This window comes from Bacillus sp. NMCN1 (assembly GCF_002998085.1).
GTDB lineage: Bacteria > Bacillota > Bacilli > Bacillales > Bacillaceae > Bacillus.
In genome coordinates this window covers 928078-948795 of record NZ_PVQL01000001.1, presented here as the reverse complement: position 1 = coordinate 948795, position 20718 = coordinate 928078, and the positions used below count along the sequence as shown (strand labels likewise).

The window sequence follows — 20718 nt, the reverse complement described above, 5'->3', positions numbered from 1 at the left end:
GAGCTCAGGTACAGGAGTGATAAGGTGTACGCAGATAAAGAGAGAAAACGAATTGTTGTGAAAATCGGAAGCAGCTCTCTTACTAGCTTTCAAGGGGAGATTAGTTTAAAAAAACTAGAAAACCTCGTCAATCAAATTGTGAAACTCAAAGATGAAGGACACGAAGTCATTTTGGTTTCATCTGGTGCGGTTGCAGCTGGCTACCGAAAACTAGGATTTATCGATAGACCCAAAACACTGCCGGAAAAGCAGGCATCTGCCTCAATTGGGCAAGGCCTTTTAATGGAATCATATTCTACTTTATTTTTATCACACGGTTATATTGCCTCACAGCTTTTAATCACAAGAAGTGATTTTTCAGATGAAACACGTTATCAAAATGTGCGCAACACGATGAATGTGTTATTAGATCGAGGCATCATCCCAATTATTAATGAAAATGACACAGTGACGATCAATCGGCTGAAGTTCGGAGATAACGATACATTGTCTGCAAAAGTAGCTGGACTGATTGATGCGGATTTCCTTGCCATTTTATCTGATATTGATGGCTTGTATGAAGATAACCCGCATACAAACCCAAATGCGAAGAGAATTCTTGAAGTCACAGACATCACAGAAGACATCGAAGCAGCGGCTGGAGATGCAGGCAGCAGTGTTGGCACAGGCGGAATGAAATCAAAGCTTGATGCCTTTAAAATTGCAATGGCCGCTGGCATTAACGGCTTTTTAGGAAAAGCGGATACGCCTCACATTTTAGACAAAGCAATCAATGGAACAGAGGATGGCACTTATTTTACCGCTGATGAAAATTTAGCTCCGCTGAATTACAAGAAGCAGTGGATTGCCTTTCATTCTGGACCAAAAGGTGAGATCGTTGTTCAAAAGAAATCACAGGAGCACCTCATGCACCGTGAGAAAAGCCTTGATTCCGATGGCATTGTCAATGTAAAGGGTTCGTTTAAAAAAGGGGATGTCGTCCGTATTTTAGATCAAGATGAAAGAGAAATCGGACTGGGCATTGTGAATTATTCGACAGATGAACTCATCCAAAAGCGTGACTTCTTGCAGGATGAAGTAGTGCATGTCGTCGATCTTGAAGCCTTTGTTTGTCATTTAGATTTATCGATACCAGTTTGCTAACCAAAAGGGAGGAATTCCATGACACTGACAGCTGAAGTTGTCACATCGGTCAAAGAAAAAGCGAAAAAAGCAAAATACGTTTCAAAACAACTAGGTTTACTTCATACAGAGGATAAAAATGAGGCACTGCTGAAACTAGCAGAAGCGTTAGAATTAAATAGCACGTTCATTTTACAGGAGAATCAAAAGGATATAGATGCCGGGAAAGAAAAAGGGTTCTCAGAGGCACTCTTGGATCGTTTAATGTTAAATGAAGAAAGAATTCATGAGTTTGCGGAAAGCTTGCGGCTTGTGACGAGATTAACAGATCCTGTTGGAGAAATATTGGATGAATGGACTCTTGAAAACGGCTTACACGTGAAAAGCCGAAGAGTACCGCTCGGCGTGATCGGGATGATCTATGAAGCGAGACCGAACGTCACTGTAGATGCAGCAGGGCTTGCCCTCAAGGCAGGCAACGCAGTGATTTTAAAAGGCGGTTCCTCCGCTATTTCTTCCAACAAAGCCATTGTCCGTGTCATTCATGAAGCATTAGATCAAACAAAGATCCCGCGTGATGCGGTGCAATTGATTGAACAAACAGACCGTTCATCGGTTCAAGCGTTGTTCCATCTGAAAGAATGGATTGATGTCTTAATTCCGCGAGGCGGAGCTTCTTTAATCAAAACCGTTGTTGAACAATCCACCATTCCCGTCCTTGAAACAGGGACAGGAAACTGCCATGTCTTTATTGATCAAACAGCCAATGTAAAAAAAGCCATTGAGATTGTCATCAATGCAAAAACAAATCGTCCGGCTGTATGTAATGCACTTGAGACGCTGATCATCCATCGCGATTGGCTGAAAGAGAATGCGGCATCGTTGAATGAAGCCCTGATGGAGCATCATGTCACCGTACATGGCGACGAGGCAACACTGTCTCATTTTTCAAACGCCATTCCTGCTGAGGAAGTGGACTGGACAGATGAGTATTTAAGTCTTGATCTTGCCGTAAAAGTCGTTGATTCAATTGAGGAAGCCATCAGCCATATTGAAGAGTACGGTACAAAACATTCAGAAGCCATTGTGACAGAAGATGAGAAACAGGCACTCACGTTTTTAAACGAAGTCGATGCGGCGGCGGTTTATCATAACGCATCTACCCGCTTTACAGACGGCGGTGCACTTGGATACGGGGCTGAAATTGGCATCTCCACTCAAAAACTGCATGCAAGAGGTCCAATGGGACTTCCAGCTCTCACGACAACGAAGCTGCTTCTGTCTGGTGACGGTCAGATTAGAGGCTAGAAGAGATGCTAAAAACACTACCTTTTTTATGGGGTAGTGTTTTTTAGTGTGTGATGAAGATTTTCATTTGTTAGAGCAAGTTTTCTTCATAACTTTCTCAAATTTAAAGAATTCAAATTCCTCAGGTGCTGAAGGCTTAGTTTCTTGATCAGCTGCATGTGGTGCGTTCGGATCTGGATGTTTCATGTGATAAAATTCAACAATTTGAAAGCCGCACTTATTGACATAAAAATGAATGTTGCGTTTTTCAAAATACGGGGTTACAACCTCCCAAACAATCGTTTCTGGATATTGCGCCTCAATGGCTTTCCATGCTGCCTGACCAATGCCTTTTCCGTGTGAGGATGAAGAGATGTATAATAGGTCAACTGAGTTGTGATGGGTCTCTTTGTTGATTTTAATGACAACGCCGCCTGCCTTTTCACCATTTAGCTTAATATGATAAACAATGTGTTCATTCGAATGAAAAGATTCATCAATCACTTCATCTGGAGGAATCGGTCCATCATGCGCATCGCCAAATGCGTCGATCACGCCAGCTGTAAAAGCTTTCTGCAGCTCTTTTTTCATAAAAGAGAAATCCTCTTTATTTGCAAGTTCTAATGTCACTTCATGTTGAGTTATGTTGTACATGTTTTATCCTTTCCCAGCGTAGTGGTGGTTCTGCATGTTATCATGATAAAGGGTGGAGTAACTCCATAGTCAAGAGAGGAGCCTTAATCATGATCAATGATGTGCAAAAAACGTTTTTCACTGGAGAATTTGCCAAGCTATTTGATGTAAAAAAAGATACCCTGTTTTATTACGATAAAATTGATTTATTTAAGCCAGCTGGTGTCCATGAAAATGGGTACCGATACTATACACTTGAGCAATTTGATCATTTTATAGCGATTCAATCCCTTCGAGCTGTTCAATTTCCGATAAAAGAGTTAAAACAATATTTTACAGAGCCTTCCCGCGAAAGACTTCAAAGCCTAGCAGCCGAGCAAATAGAAAAGGTCAAACAAGAGATTGAAAAACTTCAAGATATCCAGTCTTTTCTTATGCGGGTGATGGAGACGACGCAAGAACTATCATCTGTCAAAATAGGGGAGGTCCTGTTTCAAGAGCTGCCAGAAGAACCGGTTGTATTAAGTGCATCGAACCCGATTGACATGAATACATCCGTAGAAGAAATATCACGTATTGTTGGAAAATTTCTAAAGGAAATTGGCATAAAAGGGGCTGCGGCAAATGGTGCTGTCTTAAAAAAGGAGCAGTTTCTTCAGCGTCACTATCATCAGTCAGATCGGCTGTTTTGCCGAATGGAAGCGCCGGGAGCAGTTAAAAAACCTGCGGGCCTCTATGCGGTGATGTATGATCAAGGATCATACGAGGAAATTGAATCTGCTTATTCGCACTTGTTAGATGTAATCGAGAAAGAGGAAATGATGCTGGATGGAGATGTATTTGAGGAGTATTTGCTTCATTCACTCATGTCTAAAGATGAAGCAGAGTATATAACGAAACTCAGTGTAAAAGTGAAAAAGCGAGTAGATTAACCAAAAAAGGATAGACCGCATGGATGCGTGTCTATCCTCTTTTCATATTTAACCCACTTGATTCTCCGTAAATTGGCTCATATATAAGTCTGCATAGAAGCCATTTTGTTTTAAGAGTTCACTGTGCGTTCCTTTTTCAATGATGGTGCCATCTTTCATGACTAGAATAAGGTCGGCATCCTTGATCGTCGAAAGTCTGTGTGCAATGACGAAGCTCGTTCTGCCTTTCATCAATTCATTCATCGCTTTTTGAATGTGCATCTCTGTCCGTGTATCCACACTGCTCGTCGCTTCATCTAATATCAAGATCTTTGGATCAGATAAAATCGCACGGGCGATGGTTAACAGCTGGCGCTGACCTTGGGACAGATTGCCGGCATCTTCTGTTAAGAGTGTGTCATATCCGTCTGGTAGTGTGCGGATGAAGTCATCAGCATAAGCATGTTTGGCGGCTTTGATGACATCCTCTTTTGAGACGTTCTGCCTGCCATAGGCAATATTGTCGTGAATCGTTCCTTCAAAAAGCCACGTATCCTGAAGAACCATCGCAAATAAGTCGCGTACTTGCTGACGGCTAAGATCAGTTGTTTTGACGCCGCCGATGCGGATAGAGCCTTGATCTAATTCATAGAAACGCATTAAAAGATTGATGATGGTTGTTTTTCCAGCGCCTGTTGGTCCGACAATGGCAACCGTTTGACCTTCTTGCACATCTAAAGTCAAATCTTTAATAATCGGATGGTCTTTTTCATATCCAAATTGAACTTGTTCAAAGCTCACATCGCCTGAAAGTGATTCAAGATCAACTGCTGCATCTACTTCAGTGCTTTCTTCTTCCTCATCCAGGATTTCAAATACTCTTTCAGCAGAAGCAATCGCTGATTGAACCAAGTTGGCGACGCTTGATGCTTGCACGAGCGGTTGAGACATTTGCTGCGTGTATTGGATAAACGCCTGCACATCTCCGACACGAATATTCCCATTAATGACAAGAATACCGCCGGCTACACTGACTGCCACATAGCCAAGGTTCCCGATAAACGTCATCAGTGGCATCATTAAACCAGAAATGAACTGCGCTTTCCTCGATGATTCATACAGCTGTTCGTTTAATTGATCAAATGTATCAATCGCTTTCTTTTCGTAGCCATACGCTCGAACCGTTTGATGCCCTGAGAACATTTCATTAATATGTCCGTTGATCATCCCGAGCTCTTTTTGCTGCGCTTTAAAATGCTTTTGAGAAAATGACGTGATGCCGCGAATCGCAAACAGGCTGAGCGGCAGCGTTAAACAAACAAGCAAGGTAAGCAGCGGACTAATCAATAGCATCATGACGACAATCCCAATGACCGTAATGACAGATGTAATCACTTGGGTGAGTGCCTGCTGAAGCGATGTATTAATATTATCGATATCATTCATCACACGGCTCAGCGTGTCCCCATGGGTTGTTTTATCAAAATACCGAAGGGGGAGACGTGTGAGCTTGTCATTTGCTTCTTGCCGTAATTCAGCAATGGTCTGTTGGGAGACACCCGCCATCACATATTGCTGAACGAATGAAAAGAGAGAGGCAATGACATATAGCGCGACAAGCAGTAATAAAATACGTGAAATGACATCAAATTGAACAGCTGTTCCTTGAGTAAAGCTGTCAAACAGGGAAGAGGTGGCATCCCCTAGCAGCTTTGGACTAATGACGTTAAAGACGGTTGAACCGACCGCTGCAATGAAGACAATGATCAATTGAATTTTCCTCGGTTTTAAATAACCAATCAAACGAAGCAGTGTTTTCTTAAATTCCTTCGGTTTTGCGACAGGTCCTCTAGGGTGGCCGCCTTTATGGCCCATGCCGGAAGACATTTTCTTACTCATCCTCGCTCCACCTCCTGACCTTCCTGGGATGCAACAATCTCTTGATAGACAAGATTGTCCTTCAGTAAGTGTTCATGTGTTCCGATACCTGCGATTTTCCCATCATCTAGTACGATGATTTTATCACTATGCTTCACTGTGCTGATTCTTTGCGCCACAATGATGAGGGCTGCATGTGCTTTTTCGGCTTCTAATGATGCCCGAAGCTTCGCATCTGTTTTGTAATCAAGTGCTGAGAAACTATCGTCAAACAGATAGAATGACGGCTTTCTCACTAGCGCTCTTGCAATAGAAAGACGCTGCTTTTGACCGCCAGATAGATTCGATCCACCCTGGTCAATTTCCGCATTGATTCCGCCATCTTTTTGCAAAACAAATTCTTCTGCCTGCGCCGTTCGCAGCGCTTGCCAGACGTCCTCATCGCTTGCATCCTGCCTGCCAAAACGCACATTATCGGCAATGGTGCCGCTAAATAAAACCGCTTTTTGAGAGACATAGCCCATCTGGCTTCTTAGTTTCTCCTGAGGCAGCTCTCTAATGTCTACACCATCTAGTGTAATCCGGCCATCTGTTGCTTCATAAAAGCGTGTCATCAGCTGGAGAAGAGTGGTTTTCCCAGAACCTGTACTTCCGATAATAGCTGTCGTTTCGCCAGTTTTGGCTTCAAACGTAATGTCTTGAACTGCCGGCTTCTCAGCATTTGAGTAATAAAATGACACATCTTCAAAACGAATGGATTGGGCTGGCGCGCGCAGGTCAATAACAGTTCCTTCATTGTCTTTAATCTTCGGTTCCATGTTTAACACTTCGTTCATGCGTTTAGCTGATGCTTGTGCTCTTGGAACCATAATAAAGCTCATCGACAGCATAATAAGTGCCATTAAAATCATCATCGCATATTGAATGAAAGCAATGAGATTCCCAACTTCCATCTCTCCGGCATCAATTCGGTTTGCACCTAGCCAGACAATGCCGATATTCGTGAAGTTCATGATGATCAGCATAAATGGAAACAAGTAAGCCATTAATCGGTTGACTCTAAGGCCAGTATCCTTGTAGGATGTGTTGGCTTCTTGAAAACGCTCCTTTTCATCATCTACACGGTTAAAAGCACGAATGACCCGGATGCCTGAAAGAGATTCTCGCATAATTAAATTCAGCCGGTCTGTTTTCTTCTGAAGCTGGCCGAATAATGGAATAGCTTTTCTCGATACCAAATAGATAAATCCGCCAAGAAGGGGAAGAGCTGCTAAAAAGATGAGAGACAGGACAGCATCTCGGGATACAGCCAAAATAATTCCGCCCACAAGCATGAGCGGTGCTCTCGTCATCATTTGTAAAATCATGATCGTGACATCTTGGACTTGTTTCACATCATTTGTTGATCTTGTAATAAAGGAAGACGTCCCGATCCTTTGAAATTCTTCTAGTGAAAATTGTTCAACATGCACAAACAGCTGTCTTCTCATATCACGCCCGAAGCCAAGTGCAGTCTTTGATGACAAGTAAGACTTCCAGATCGTGAGCAAGATGGCAAGTAAAGAACAGGCCACCATCCAGCCGCCAACCTTCCATATGTAAGCAATATCTCCTTGGACGATTCCAACATCGACGATATCTGCCGTAAGCGTCGGTAAATACAGCTGGAGCATGCTGCTTAAAAAGGTGAGGATCACAATGGATACAACGGACAGCCGATACGGCTTTAAAAACGATAAAATTGATTTCATACGAATACCTTTCTTCCATATAGTGTGTTGTTCTGTAACCCATCATATACAAAGAGGGATTATTTCCACAAATGAAATGTCCTGTTTTAATAAATTATTTATATTGTTCAATTTTAGAAAAGAAATCCTTCACAAACACATAAAAATCATGGGCAGAAGGAGACATTTCTCGTGACTTAGACGCAATAATTCCAACAGTTCTTCTCACTTGCGGAAAATCGATCGGAATTTTCGCTGTAAATCGCGGTGTGGTTTCATAAAAGGCGCTTTCGGGTAATAAGGTAACGCCCATACCCGCTGATACAAGACCTTTAATGGCGTCTAAATCCTCTCCTTCAGATGAAATGGTTGGCTTATAGCCTGCCTGCTTGCAAGCATCAACTGCAATTTGTCTCAGCACATACCCTTCAGGAAATAACACGAAATGATCCTTTCTTAAATCACTTAAATGAATACTCTTTTGTCCGCTAAAGGGGTGGCTAACCGGCAAAAGGGCATAAATGCTTTCTGAAAATAAAATATTTCCTTCTATTTGAGGATCGTTTGTCGGTACGGGTCCTAAAAAGGCGAGATCAATATCCCGATTTTTTACAGCTTCAATGAGAAATTTATAGGATCCTTGACGAAGTAAAAAATCGACCTCTGGATATTCCTGCTTAAAGGCGGAAATGACAGAAGGAAGCACTTGGCTTGCTAGACTTGTAGGAAAGCCGATATTCACCGTTCCTTTGTGCGGATCTAAGTATTCATCAATTTGCTCTTTCGCATAATCAATGGCTTTTAGTGCCGTTCTGACATGATCTAAAAATTGTCTGCCGATTTTCGTTAATTTGATATTTCGGCCTTCTCGTTCGAATAAGGCCACTCCAAGTTCTTCTTCTAAATTCGCAATCTGCCGGCTGATAGCAGATTGGGCGACATGTAAGTTTTCAGCCGCTTCTGAGACGTGCTCACGGTCTGCGACTTCTACAAAATAACGTAACTGACGAAGCTCCATTTTTACACTTCACACCCATCTATCTCAAAAAGAGATTATTTTGATCTAAATTATATATTGTTTATATTAATTTGAAAACTTAAAATAAGTTACAGAGTTTGTGAGATTTTATGACTGTGAAAAAACGGATCTTTTAAACGGGGGAGAGAAACGATGACTTATAATCAACTACCACAACCACAAGGTCTCTACCGTCCTGAATTTGAACATGATGCATGTGGAATCGGACTGTACGCTCATTTAAAAGGGGAAGCGACACACAGCATCGTCAAAAAGGGATTACAAATGCTTTGCCAGCTTGATCACCGCGGCGGGCAAGGCAGTGATCCGTATACAGGTGATGGTGCCGGCTTAATGGTACAGCTGCCAGACGCTTTCTTTAGAAAAAGCTGCAAAGACTTTGCACTTCCTGAAAAGGGCCGTTACGGGGTAGGAATGGTCTTCTTTTCAAAAGAGGATGACGAGAAAACGCGTCAAGCCATCGAGCAAAAAATCAACGGATTCATTAAACAAGAAGGTCAAACATTAATTGGCTGGAGAACAGTCCCTGTCGATGCCGGGAAAATTGGTACTGTCGCAGCGAAGAGCTGTCCCGTTGTGAGGCAAGTCTTTATCGGGGCAAACGACAACATCACAGATCGTTTGTCATTTGAAAGAAAATTATATGTCATTCGTAAGCAGGCTGAGAACTGGGGAACAGCAGAGGAAAAGCAATTTTACTTTGTCAGCTTGTCGAGTCAAACCATTGTATACAAGGGGCTTTTAACATCAGATCAAGTCGATGCTTTTTATCTTGATCTTCAGGATGAAACATTTGTTTCTGCATTTTCACTTGTTCATTCAAGATTTAGTACAAATACATTCCCTACATGGGAAAGAGCCCATCCAAACCGTTACTTGATTCACAACGGTGAAATCAACACATTAAGAGGAAACATTAATTGGATGAGAGCAAGAGAACAACAATTCGTATCTGAAGCTTTCGGAGACGATTTAGACAAGATTTTGCCAGTGCTGAATGCAGACGGAAGTGATTCATCCATTCTAGACAATGCCTTTGAATTCTTTGTGCTTGCAGGCCGTACACCTGCACATACAGCGATGATGCTGATTCCAGAGCCTTGGACTGAAAACACGCACATGTCAAAAGAGAAACGGGCATTTTATGAATACCATAGTTCTCTCATGGAGCCGTGGGATGGACCAACAGCCATTTCCTTTACAGATGGTAAACAAATCGGTGCCATCTTAGACCGAAACGGATTAAGACCGGCAAGATATTACGTCACAAATGATGATCATATCATTTTCTCTTCTGAGGTCGGCGTGATCGACACAAATGAAGAGGATGTCAAATACAAAGACCGTCTTGAGCCGGGCAAAATGCTGTTAATCGATTTAGAAGAAGGACGAATTATTTCTGACGAAGAAGTGAAATCCACGATTGCGAATGAACTTCCTTATCAAAAATGGCTTGATGAAGAAATGGTTCATGTCAATCGCTCGGAAGAAAATTCAGAAAATTCTAGTATAATGGATGATTTATTGACTCGTCAGCGTGCGTTCCATTATACGTACGAAGACATTCAAAAATATTTAATTCCTTTACTAGAAGAAGGTAAGGACCCAATCGGTTCAATGGGAAGCGACACACCGCTTGCTGTGTTATCAGATCGTGCGCAGTCTCTGTTTCATTATTTCAAGCAGTTGTTTGCACAGGTGACGAACCCGCCGATTGATGCTATTCGTGAGCAGCTTGTGACATCTACCATGACTTGGTTAGGTGCTGAAGGGGATATTTTACATCCGAATGAATATTCATGCCGAAGAATTAAACTTTATACACCGGTCTTAACGAGTGGACAATTTAACGGCTTGAAAACGATTGTTCATAATGCCTTTAAAAGCAAAACGATTCATACTCTATTCACCGATGATTTAAAGCGCGGATTGGATGCGATGTTTGAAGAGGCGGAAAAAGCGATCCGCGAAGGCGTATCTTTATTAATCCTTTCAGATCGTGAAATGACAGAACAAAAAGTGCCGATTCCACCGCTTCTAGCGCTCAGTGCACTGCATCAGCATCTTGTACGCCAAGGCTTACGGACAAAGGTTAGTCTGATCGTTGAATCTGGAGAAGTCAGAGAAGTCCATCATTTTGCTGCACTGATTGGCTACGGAGCAGATGCGATCCATCCTTATCTTGTGTATGAAACGTACAAACAGTTGATTGCAGAAGAAGCGATCTCTTTCAGCTTTGATGAAGCGGTCACAAAGTTTGGTAAAAGCGTGACCGAAGGTGTCGTCAAAGTCATGTCTAAAGTGGGAATTTCCACTGTGCAAAGCTATAGAGGAGCGCAAATCTTTGAAGCCGTCGGCATTAGTGAAGACGTCATTCAGGCGTATTTCACGGGAACAGCTTCTCAGCTTGGCGGGATCGATCTTGAGACCATTGCACATGAGGCAAAACTCCGTCATGAAACAGGGTATCAGGCAGCGACTGACCAAACACTCGAATCAGGCAGTGATTTCCAGTGGAGAAAAAATGGAGAGCACCATGCCTTTAATCCAAAAACGATCCATACGCTTCAGTGGGCATGCCGCAATGAAGATTACGATCTATTTAAGCAATATACAAAGGCAGCGGACGAAGAAAGAATCGGCTTCCTTAGAAATTTATTTTCTTTCCAGCCAAAACAAAAACCAGTTCGTCTGGAAGAAGTTGAATCTGCTGAATCCATCGTGCGCCGATTCAAGACAGGTGCCATGTCATTTGGATCTTTAAGTAAAGAAGCGCATGAAGCGCTTGCGATTGCCATGAACCGAATTGGCGGTAAAAGTAACAGCGGAGAAGGCGGAGAAGATCCTGCACGCTTTACAGTTGATGAACGCGGCGATGATCGCAGAAGTGCGATTAAACAAATTGCTTCCGGCCGCTTTGGCGTAAAGAGTCATTATTTGGTCAATGCAAATGAACTCCAAATTAAAATGGCGCAGGGAGCAAAACCTGGAGAAGGCGGACAGCTGCCAGGAAATAAAGTATACCCTTGGGTTGCCGATGTACGTGGCTCTACACCAGGCGTCGGATTGATTTCACCACCGCCGCATCATGATATTTATTCCATCGAGGATTTGGCGCAGCTGATCCATGATTTGAAAAACGCGAACCGTGATGCCCGCATCAGCGTCAAGCTTGTGTCTAAAGCCGGCGTTGGGACGATTGCAGCAGGTGTAGCAAAAGGGACGGCGGATGTCATTGTAATCAGTGGATACGATGGCGGCACAGGAGCTTCGCCGAAAACGAGTATTAAACACACAGGACTTCCTTGGGAGCTCGGTTTGGCAGAAGCACATCAAACCCTTGTGTTAAATGGTCTTCGCGAGAGAGTCGTTCTTGAAACGGACGGCAAGTTAATGACTGGACGCGATGTTGTCATGGCTGCGATTTTAGGAGCAGAAGAATACGGCTTTGCGACAGCTCCACTTGTCGTATTGGGCTGTGTGATGATGAGAGCATGTCATTTAGATACTTGCCCAGTCGGCGTCGCTACACAGAATCCAGAGCTTCGCAAAAAATTCATGGGGAACCCTGATCACATTGTGAATTTCATGATGTTTATTGCAGAGGAAGTAAGAGAAATCTTAGCGGAACTTGGCTTTACATCAATGGATGAATTAATTGGACGCACGGATGTTCTAGGAGTCAGTGAACGAGCAAAAGCACACTGGAAAGCAGGGCAGCTAGACCTTGAAACACTGCTTTATCAGCCAGAAGGAGCTCGTACATTCAGAACACCGCAAAATCATAAAATTGATGAATCACTGGATATGAATGAAATCCTCCCTTATGTACAGGAAGCGCTGAATCATCAAACACCGGTTGATCTATCATTGAATATTCGCAATATCAATCGTGTGGCCGGAACCATTACTGGAAGTGAAGTGTCTAAGCGCTACGGGGAAGAAGGCTTGCCAGAGGATACGATCACACTAAGGTTCACTGGTTCCGCAGGACAAAGCTTCGGTGCATTTGTGCCAAAGGGCATGTCTCTCTATTTAACAGGTGATTCAAATGACTATATCGGCAAAGGACTCTCTGGAGGCAAAATTGCGGTCAAAACCTCTGATCACTTTGTACAAAATGGACATGAAAACGTCATTGTCGGAAACGTCGCATTCTACGGAGCGACAAGCGGAAAAGCCTTTATTAACGGTCGTGCAGGTGAGCGCTTTGCCGTTCGTAATTCAGGTGTGCATGTGGTCGTTGAAGGAATCGGTGATCACGGCTGTGAATACATGACTGGCGGACGTGTCGTCATTTTAGGAGACGTCGGAAAAAACTTCGGCGCAGGCATGTCTGGCGGCGTAGCTTACGTCCATACATCCGATGCGAAACAGTTCAAAAGAATGTGCAACATGGAAATGATCATGTTTGAAAAGCTCACAGATCATGAAGAAGAACAAGAAGTGAAACAGCTGATTAAAGAGCACCTTCATTATACAAACAGCTCAAAAGCGTCAGCACTTCTCGAAAACTGGGCGCAAGAAAAGGATCAATTCATCAAGGTTATTCCGAGAAATTACAAAATGATGCTTCAAAGCATTGAAGAACAAAAACAAGCGGGCCTCAGTCATGAAGAAGCTGTCATGTTCGCCTTTGAAGCAAACACTAAACCGAAAAATCAAGAAACGGCAAACGGGCAAAAAGCAGCCCTCGCTCATTAAGAAAGGGGAGAGGACAATGGGCAAAGCAACAGGTTTTATGGATTATAAAAGAGAAAAGCCAAATGAACGTGACCCTCTCACTCGTCAAAATGACTGGAAAGAATATTCCGCTCCTTATACAGATGACGTATTGAAGAAGCAGGGCGCTAGATGTATGGATTGCGGCACACCGTTTTGTCAAATTGGGATGGAGATCAGGGGCGGCGTCTCAGGCTGCCCGATCTACAATTTAATTCCAGAATGGAATGACCTTGTGTACCGCGGGAGATGGAAAGAAGCTCTCGAAAGACTGCAAAAAACAAATAATTTCCCAGAATTTACTGGGAGAGTATGTCCAGCACCTTGCGAAGGGTCATGTACAGTTGCCATCAATGATCCAGCCGTTTCGATTAAAAATATCGAACGGACGATCATTGATAAAGGCTTTGAAAATGGATGGATCACACCAAGAATTCCTTCAAGCCGTACAGGCAAGAAGATTGCCATTGTCGGCTCAGGGCCAGCAGGACTTGCAAGTGCGGATCAATTAAACCAAGCAGGCCACGCCGTAACAGTGTTCGAACGGTCTGACCGCCTTGGCGGGCTGCTGACATACGGCATTCCAAACATGAAGCTGGACAAAGAAGTGGTGGAGCGAAGAGTCAAACTGTTGAGACAAGAAGGCATTGATTTTGTAACGAACACAGAAATCGGCGTGGATGTCACTGCCGACGAACTGAAAGAACAGTTTGATGCGGTCATCCTTTGTACAGGTGCACAGAAGCAGCGTGACCTGTTGATTGAAGGCCGGGAAGCTAAAGGGATTCACCTTGCGATGGATTATTTAACCCTCGCAACAAAAAGCATGCTTGATTCAGGATTTAAAGACAAAAACTTCATTGATGCAAAAGGAAAAGACGTCATTGTCATTGGCGGGGGAGATACAGGTGCGGATTGCGTCGCAACTGCACTTCGCCAAAAAGCAAAAAGTGTTGTTCAGTTCGGGAAGCACCCAAAACTTCCGGATACACGTGTAGGGGATAACATGTGGCCTGAACAGCCTTACGTCTTCTCACTGGATTATGCTTATGAAGAAGCACAAGCAAAATTCGGAGAAGATCCGCGTCAATATTCCATTCAAACCACAAAAATTGTGGCAGACAAAAATGGGAAATTAAAAGAGCTTCATACCATTCAAATGGAAAAGGTGAAAAACGAACAGGGGAAGTTTGAATTTCATGAGATTCCAGGGACAGAAAAGGTATGGCCTGCTCAGCTAGTCTTTATTGCAATTGGTTTTGAGGGAACTGAACAGCCACTCGTGAAACACTTTGGCGTGGACAGCAAAAACAATCGCATTGACGCAAAGTATGGGGAGTATACAACAAATGTAGAAGGCGTATTTGCAGCGGGAGATGCAAGACGCGGGCAAAGCTTGATTGTCTGGGCAATTAATGAAGGCAGACAAGTGGCGCACGAGGTAGACCGTTATTTAATGGGGAGTTCGGTTCTGCCAAAATAGGTCATACAAAGGGTGTTTACACATATAAAGAAAAGCCATGGCCCAAGAGTGGTCATGGCTTTTTATGATTCAGAAATGGTGTGGTTGATGATGACTTTTTTGCGTTTAAGCTGCGATATGACTAAACAAATAAAGACAACTAGAACAAAAAGAGAAATGGTCAAAAAGCCAAACATATATGAGCCTGTCACTTCTTTTAAACTGCCCAGAATATTAGGTAAAAAGAAGCCGCCAATGCCCCCAGCAGCACCAACAATTCCGGTCACGATCCCAATTTCTTTATGAAATACTTGAGGCACCAGCTGAAAAACTGCGCCATTCCCCATCCCAAGACACATCATCCCGGTAAATAAAAGGGTAATGACCAAAGGTAAAGCTGGAAGACTGCTCACCCCTCCTAAGCAGATGCAGATGACTGCGAATAATCCAAGCAGTACTTTCATTCCGCCTATTTTATCCGCAATGAGACCACCGATGGGGCGAAAGAAGCTGCCCGCCGCCACACAAAGAGTCACAAAATCACCTGCATGAATTTTCGAGATACCATATTGATCCACAAAGAAAATACTGAGAAAACTGGAAAGCCCGACAAATCCTCCGAATGTAATCGCATAAAGCAGGCAGAAAAACCATGTCGATTTCACCTGAAATACTGAAAAATACGACCGTAGCGGCTTTGGAGCGGGCTGATTTGGTGCATCTTTTGCTGTGAAAATAAAAAACAAAAAGACAAGACTTAACGGAATCAGGGCAAGCCCCATGACTGCATGCCATCCATAAATCTCGGCAAGACGTGGACCAAATAGTGTGGAGATCAGTGTTCCGCTGTTACCGGCACCTGCAATCCCCATGGCCACGCCTTGTAAATGAGGAGGATACCAGCGGCTTGCCATTGGCAAAGCAACAGCAAAGCTTGCTCCTGCTACTCCTAACAAAATACCAATCAGCACGAGCTCGGAAAGGGTTGTACCAGCGATGAACCCCCAGATGAGCGGGATGGTGGTGAATAGCATGCCAATTACCGCTGTCTTCTTAGGTCCTATACGATCGGTGAATAAGCCAATTACAATCCGAAAAAAAGAACCAGATAAAATCGGAATGGCAACAATCATCCCTTTCTCTGCGGTCGATAAAGCAAAGTCTTGCGCAATAAAAGCACCCAGTGCCCCTAATAAGACCCAGATCATAAAGCTCACATCGAAATATAAAAAGGAACTTAGCAATGTCTTAGGGTGACCACTTGATTTTAACTCTGAGAGTTTCATAAAATGCCTCCTCTATTTTGAATTTTCTGACTTAAAGATAGCGAGTTATCCCAAGTAATAAAAGTATCATGTTAGAAAAAATGACATGAATACACACTTTTTTACAGGCATGTGCCATAATCTATCCATACAATGTGTTGGGCAAGAAGCTTAGAAAGGTTGATTTCATATGGCAAAACGCAAACTCGTGTTTATCGGAAACGGCATGGCGAGTATGAAATGTATCGAGCAGATGATTCAAAAACAGCCAGAACACTATGCCATAACAGTTATTGGAAAAGAGAAGCGCCCTGCCTACAATCGAATAAAACTTTCATCGATTTTACAAAAAAGCGACTCATTATCTCAAATTGAACTCAAGGAAAAAGAATGGTACACCGCGCATGACATCATCATGTACAAAGGGGAAACAGTCGTCCATATCGATACAAACAAGAAGTGTATCATGACAGATGCGCGCCGGGAAATTTCCTACGACAAGCTCGTCATCGCAACAGGATCATTGCCGTATTTTCTTCCTATTCAGGGCGTATCCAAAAAAGGGATTTATGCGTTTCGTACAATTGATGATTATGAGGCCATTTGTGCGGATGCGATGCGTTATCAACGAGCAGCAGTGGTCGGAGGCGGTGTGCTTGGTGTAGAGGTGGCGGCTGGCCTGCAGATTGCGGGACTTGAGACAACCATCATTCATCATGCCGAGTGGCTCATGCAGCGCCAATTAGATGAAACGGCTGCTAGTCTATTACAGCAGCAATTAACGCGCAAGGGCATTCAGGTGAAAACAAATGCCCATACCATTGCATGCTTAGGAGATGAGAGGGTAGAAGGCGTTCTACTGAAAAATGGAGACATCGTGGATGCTGATCTTGTTGTTTTCACAACAGGTATCCGTCCAAACATACAGCTTGCAAAGAATCACGGCATTCATACGCGAAAAGCCATTGTCGTCAATGATATGATGCAAACAAATGTCCAAGATATTTATGCCATTGGGGAATGTGCAGAGCATAAAGGAATGGTGCATGGCCTTGTTCAGCCCATTTATGAACAAGCAAATGCACTTGCCAATCATCTATTAGGCGAGCAAATTACATCTGTACCTCATCCCATTTACTCAACAAAATTAAAAGTACCTGACATGCCTATCTATTCTGCGGGATGTATTGAACACCATTCTCCGTATACGTCAGTGGTGACATATTTAGATGAAGAGCAAGAAGTGTATAAAAAATTCGTCTTTGAACGCGAGGCACTAACAGGTTTTTTATTAGTTGGAGAACTGGAGAAAGCCGATCAGCTTTTGCAAGATGTGAAAGTGGGGCGTGATAAAAGTGTCGTCATGAAAGCTCTTCATGAGGAGCAGCCATCTCCTCTAGATTCATTAAAAATGGACGATCTCGTCTGCCAATGTCAAAGCGTTACAAAAGGGACGATTTTGAACACCATATCCGCCCATCAGCTGACAAGCTTAGAAGAGGTTCAAAAACAAACAGGGGCAGCAACGGGCTGCGGCGGCTGTCAAGAGCTCGTCCGTGCCTGCTGTCAGTTATCATCACATGAACAAATAGATGCGCCGGCCTCTTTTTGTTCATGTACAGAAGCTGATGAGCAGACCATTTTTTCGTTTATCAAAAAGCAACTGCTGCTGAATGTGGAGGAAATCAGAAGACATTTTCATTGGAAAACAGAGAACGGCTGCAGCAACTGCAGGTCTGCCATTCCATACTATCTCGAGCAATTCCAATCACCGATTGAAAAAATCAGCGATGCTGATCAAGAAGACATGCTGCCTCAGCTATACGGAGGGCGTCTTGAACTGGATTTCCTGAAAATCATGACGTCTTTGTTAGAACAAAAACTAATTGATCAGGCAGAGCTGACAGAGCATAAACGAATACGGCTCATCGGCGTGTCAAAACAGGCGGCACAGATCGTCAAAAAACATTGGCCCATCATGGCGAAAGAGAAAAGAAGACTATCTTATGTCCTTACATGTGATTGTAGTCACGATCCAGCTGTCACAGCACTAGTAATGGAGTTTGAAAGACAAGTAGAAGACACACTTTTACCAGCCGTCACCTCTATTCATGTCGCCAGCTCTTCCTGCACGTGTAAACTATCTCCAATATATGACATTTGCATGAAGAGACAGCTGGGGGAATGGAACATTTATATAGGAGGTGACGTATGTCAGCCGAAGGCCGGCCAGCTTTTTTACACTTTGCCTCAATCAAGTGAGCTGATCCCTTTTTTAAAAGCGCTGCTTGAAGATTATAGAAAAAGTGCATACTTTCAAGAATCCATCGGCGATTGGCTTCTCCGATATGGACTTATTTCTATTCGAGAAAAATTGCTTGATGAGGAAAGAAGAAAAGAGCTCTGTGAACAATTTGACCAAAGCAGACAAAAGGATGTGAAGGTATGAGTCAGTCTTTTTTACGATATGCCCAGCAAATATCAGAGCAGGAAGAACGAAAGCGAGTGTATCAATCCCAATGTCCATTTTGCAGTATGCAGTGCAAAATGCAGCTAGTAGAGCAGCATGTGGAAGGACGAACCAGATATCAAACGATTGGCGTACACAATCCAACTACGCACGGGAGACTTTGTATGAAAGGGCAGCATGCACACCAGCACGCACTGCACAAAGAACGTTTGAATCACCCGCTCATCAAAAGAAACGGGCAATTTGTAAAAGCGTCATGGCAGGAGGCACTTAATGAAATCAAAACAAACATGGAATCCCTTCAGATGGCACACGGGCATGATGCCATCAGTGTGTACGGAAGCGCATCTATTACAAATGAGGAGGCGTACTTACTCGGAAAGTTTGCGAGAGTGGCGCTGAAAACGAAATACATCGATTACAACGGGAGACTTTGTATGTCGTCAGCAGCAACTGCGGCGAATCAAACATTCGGACTTGACCGGGGTCTTACGTTTCCTCTCAGTGACATCAAGCATACACGGGTATTGATATTGGTTGGAACGAATATAGCAGAATGTCAGCCAACCTTCATGCCGTACGTCGAAGAGGCGAAAAAAAACGGTGCATTTCTCATCGTCATCGATCCGCGCAAAACACTGACAGCCCAATTAGCCGATGTACATGTCAGCCTGAAACCAGGATCAGATGCTGCACTGGCAAACGGCATCTTGCACATTATGCTTCATGAACATTTAATAGATGAATCATTTATTCGTCATCGAACGTCAGGGTTCCAAAAATTAAAGGAGAACGTCTCGCGCATGTCCCTCTCAAACATTGCTGAGCAAACCGGTGTGACGATTGAAGTTCTGCAGAAAATAGCAAGGAAATTCGCACAAGAAAAGACAGGCATGATTTTCACAGCAAGAGGCATTGAGCAGCAAATAGACGGGACAGCATCCGTGCGAAATTTCCTGAATATTCTGCTTGTTACTGGGAAGATCGGCCGCTTTGGGTGCGGCTATGGCGCAATAACCGGCCAGGGAAATGGCCAGGGGGCAAGAGAGCATGGACAAAAAGCAGATCAGCTTCCAGGGTATCGAGATATCACAAATTCTGCTCACAGAAAAGAAATAGCTGACATATGGGACATTGATGAAAAAGAACTCCCTGGAAAAGGCGTGTCTGCTTTTGAGATGTTTGAAAAAATGCAGGAAGGAGAGATAAAAGCGCTCTTTTTAATGTGCTCTAACCCCGTTCAGTCAGGCCCGCACGCGCGCTTTATTCAACAAGCAATCAAGAAATTGTCCTTTTTTGTAGCTGTTGATTTATTTATGTCTGAGACAGCTGCGCTGGCAGATGTAATTTTACCTACTTCGTCATAATTAGAGAATGAAGGTACGGTGACAAATGTAGAGGGGCGCGTTACGCTTAGAGAAGCAACATATCCACTTAAGCATCAAAGAAAGCACGATTGGCAAATCATTTGTGATATAGCAGCTGTATTAGGCAAAGGCGGCTATTTCTCCTTTTCATCCGCAGAAGAGATTTTTGAAGAATTAAGAGCCGCAACAAAAGACGCAAAAGCGGATTATTCAGGCATGACCTATGAAAGACTGAGGAAGGAGCAAGGCATATTATGGCCTTGTACGCATCTAGAAGACCCAGGAACCGAAAGATTATTTGAACATGCATTCTCACATTCTGACAGTTTAGCAAAGTTTGCCGTCGTCCCACACGGAAAAAATGTGGCAAAGGAACCAGTCAGTCAAGAATATCCTCTTTATTTAACGACAGGCAGAGTGATGGCTCACTACCAAACGGGCGTTCAAACAAGAAAAAGTACCTCTCTTGTTGCCCGGCAGTTTGAATCTTATGCAGAGCTCCATCCCGACACAGCAAAAACGTATGGACTTCAGCATGGGGAGCTTGTGACCATCCAGTCAAAAAGAGGGAGTGTCATCATGAGATGCCGCCTATCAGACACCATTCGAAAAGATACCGTGTTTGTTCCATTTCACTGGAGTAAACATCAATCCATTAATCAATTAATTAGTGAACAACTAGATCCGCACAGTAAAATGCCAGGCTTTAAATATTGTCCTGTACAGCTGTCATCCTATGTGAATTAAAAACTATGTGAGAAATCATAACATGTATTTTCCATCTATGTTTAGATTATGGTACTTTCTAAAAAATGATCACATGAGGGGTGTT

The 20718-nt window shown here is 43.3% G+C and carries 11 protein-coding genes and 1 pseudogene; 7 read left to right on the top strand and 5 right to left on the bottom strand.

Annotation, left to right across the window (positions count from 1 at the left end; all coding sequences use genetic code 11):
* Window positions 1–24: 24 nt before the first annotated feature.
* Window positions 25–1143 (top strand): glutamate 5-kinase, encoded by a 1119-nt coding sequence (gene proB, locus C6W21_RS04915; protein ID WP_106055978.1) that lies wholly within the window; start codon window positions 25–27, stop codon window positions 1141–1143.
* A gap of 18 nt (window positions 1144–1161) precedes the next feature.
* Window positions 1162–2430 (top strand): glutamate-5-semialdehyde dehydrogenase, encoded by a 1269-nt coding sequence (locus tag C6W21_RS04910; protein WP_106055977.1) that lies wholly within the window; start codon window positions 1162–1164, stop codon window positions 2428–2430.
* A gap of 63 nt (window positions 2431–2493) precedes the next feature.
* Here C6W21_RS04910 and C6W21_RS04905 read toward each other — a convergent pair whose 3' ends face one another.
* Window positions 2494–3063, bottom strand: a complete 570-nt coding sequence (locus C6W21_RS04905; RefSeq protein WP_106055976.1) for a GNAT family N-acetyltransferase — start codon at window positions 3061–3063, stop codon at window positions 2494–2496.
* A gap of 89 nt (window positions 3064–3152) precedes the next feature.
* On the opposite strand from C6W21_RS04905, the gene C6W21_RS04900 reads away from it, so the two are divergent.
* Window positions 3153–3974 carry a MerR family transcriptional regulator gene (locus tag C6W21_RS04900; RefSeq protein ID WP_106049533.1) on the top strand — a complete coding sequence of 274 codons (822 nt, stop codon included), beginning with the start codon at window positions 3153–3155 and terminating at the stop codon, window positions 3972–3974.
* Between the two features lie 48 nt (window positions 3975–4022).
* Here the strand turns inward: C6W21_RS04900 and C6W21_RS04895 are convergent, their stop codons facing one another.
* The 3 genes from C6W21_RS04895 to gltC all read right to left on the bottom strand — a co-directional run bounded on the left by C6W21_RS04895 (window position 4023) and on the right by gltC (window position 8579).
* A complete protein-coding gene (locus tag C6W21_RS04895) occupies window positions 4023–5852 on the bottom strand; it encodes an ABC transporter ATP-binding protein (RefSeq protein ID WP_106055975.1) in 1830 nt (609 codons plus the stop codon).
* Entirely contained in the window at window positions 5849–7582 is a 1734-nt protein-coding gene (locus tag C6W21_RS04890) for an ABC transporter ATP-binding protein (RefSeq protein ID WP_106055974.1), read from the bottom strand. Before C6W21_RS04890 ends, C6W21_RS04895 begins: the two co-directional genes overlap by 4 nt.
* Window positions 7583–7676: 94 nt before the next feature.
* Entirely contained in the window at window positions 7677–8579 is a 903-nt protein-coding gene (gene gltC, locus C6W21_RS04885) for a glutamate biosynthesis transcriptional regulator GltC (protein ID WP_034660886.1), read from the bottom strand.
* Window positions 8580–8732: 153 nt separating this feature from the next.
* Here gltC and gltB point away from each other — a divergent pair, with 153 nt between their 5' ends.
* Together gltB and gltD are read left to right on the top strand one after the other, a co-directional pair.
* Window positions 8733–13304, top strand: coding sequence for a glutamate synthase large subunit (gene gltB, locus C6W21_RS04880; RefSeq protein WP_106055973.1), 4572 nt, complete (start codon window positions 8733–8735; stop codon window positions 13302–13304).
* Window positions 13305–13320: 16 nt separating this feature from the next.
* The gene (gene gltD / locus C6W21_RS04875) at window positions 13321–14805 is read left to right on the top strand and encodes a glutamate synthase small subunit (protein ID WP_034660884.1); all 1485 of its coding nucleotides are present in this window, start codon (window positions 13321–13323) and stop codon (window positions 14803–14805) included.
* A 62-nt stretch (window positions 14806–14867) separates the two neighbouring features.
* Here the strand turns inward: gltD and C6W21_RS04870 are convergent, their stop codons facing one another.
* The gene (locus C6W21_RS04870) at window positions 14868–16070 is read right to left on the bottom strand and encodes a nitrate/nitrite transporter (RefSeq protein ID WP_106055972.1); all 1203 of its coding nucleotides are present in this window, start codon (window positions 16068–16070) and stop codon (window positions 14868–14870) included.
* Between the two features lie 169 nt (window positions 16071–16239).
* Between C6W21_RS04870 and nirB the strand changes: the two genes are divergently transcribed.
* Complete coding sequence (gene nirB, locus C6W21_RS04865; protein WP_106055971.1) at window positions 16240–18498, top strand: nitrite reductase large subunit NirB; 2259 nt, start codon at window positions 16240–16242, stop codon at window positions 18496–18498.
* A pseudogene (gene nasC, locus C6W21_RS04860) lies at window positions 18495–20633 on the top strand (assimilatory nitrate reductase catalytic subunit NasC). Before nirB ends, nasC begins: the two are co-directional and overlap by 4 nt.
* Window positions 20634–20718: the final 85 nt, after the last annotated feature.

What these genes read in the sequence shown, in the direction of transcription:
- gltD (WP_034660884.1), top strand. Translation starts at nt 13,321, where the DNA reads ATGGGCAAAGCAACAGGTTTTATGGATTATAAAAGAGAAAAGCCAAAT.
- C6W21_RS04900 (WP_106049533.1), top strand. Translation starts at nt 3,153, where the DNA reads ATGATCAATGATGTGCAAAAAACGTTTTTCACTGGAGAATTTGCCAAG.
- C6W21_RS04895 (WP_106055975.1), bottom strand. Translation starts at nt 5,852, where the DNA reads ATGAGTAAGAAAATGTCTTCCGGCATGGGCCATAAAGGCGGCCACCCT.
- gltB (WP_106055973.1), top strand. Translation starts at nt 8,733, where the DNA reads ATGACTTATAATCAACTACCACAACCACAAGGTCTCTACCGTCCTGAA.
- C6W21_RS04910 (WP_106055977.1), top strand. Translation starts at nt 1,162, where the DNA reads ATGACACTGACAGCTGAAGTTGTCACATCGGTCAAAGAAAAAGCGAAA.
- C6W21_RS04870 (WP_106055972.1), bottom strand. Translation starts at nt 16,070, where the DNA reads ATGAAACTCTCAGAGTTAAAATCAAGTGGTCACCCTAAGACATTGCTA.
- C6W21_RS04905 (WP_106055976.1), bottom strand. Translation starts at nt 3,063, where the DNA reads ATGTACAACATAACTCAACATGAAGTGACATTAGAACTTGCAAATAAA.
- gltC (WP_034660886.1), bottom strand. Translation starts at nt 8,579, where the DNA reads ATGGAGCTTCGTCAGTTACGTTATTTTGTAGAAGTCGCAGACCGTGAG.
- nirB (WP_106055971.1), top strand. Translation starts at nt 16,240, where the DNA reads ATGGCAAAACGCAAACTCGTGTTTATCGGAAACGGCATGGCGAGTATG.
- C6W21_RS04890 (WP_106055974.1), bottom strand. Translation starts at nt 7,582, where the DNA reads ATGAAATCAATTTTATCGTTTTTAAAGCCGTATCGGCTGTCCGTTGTA.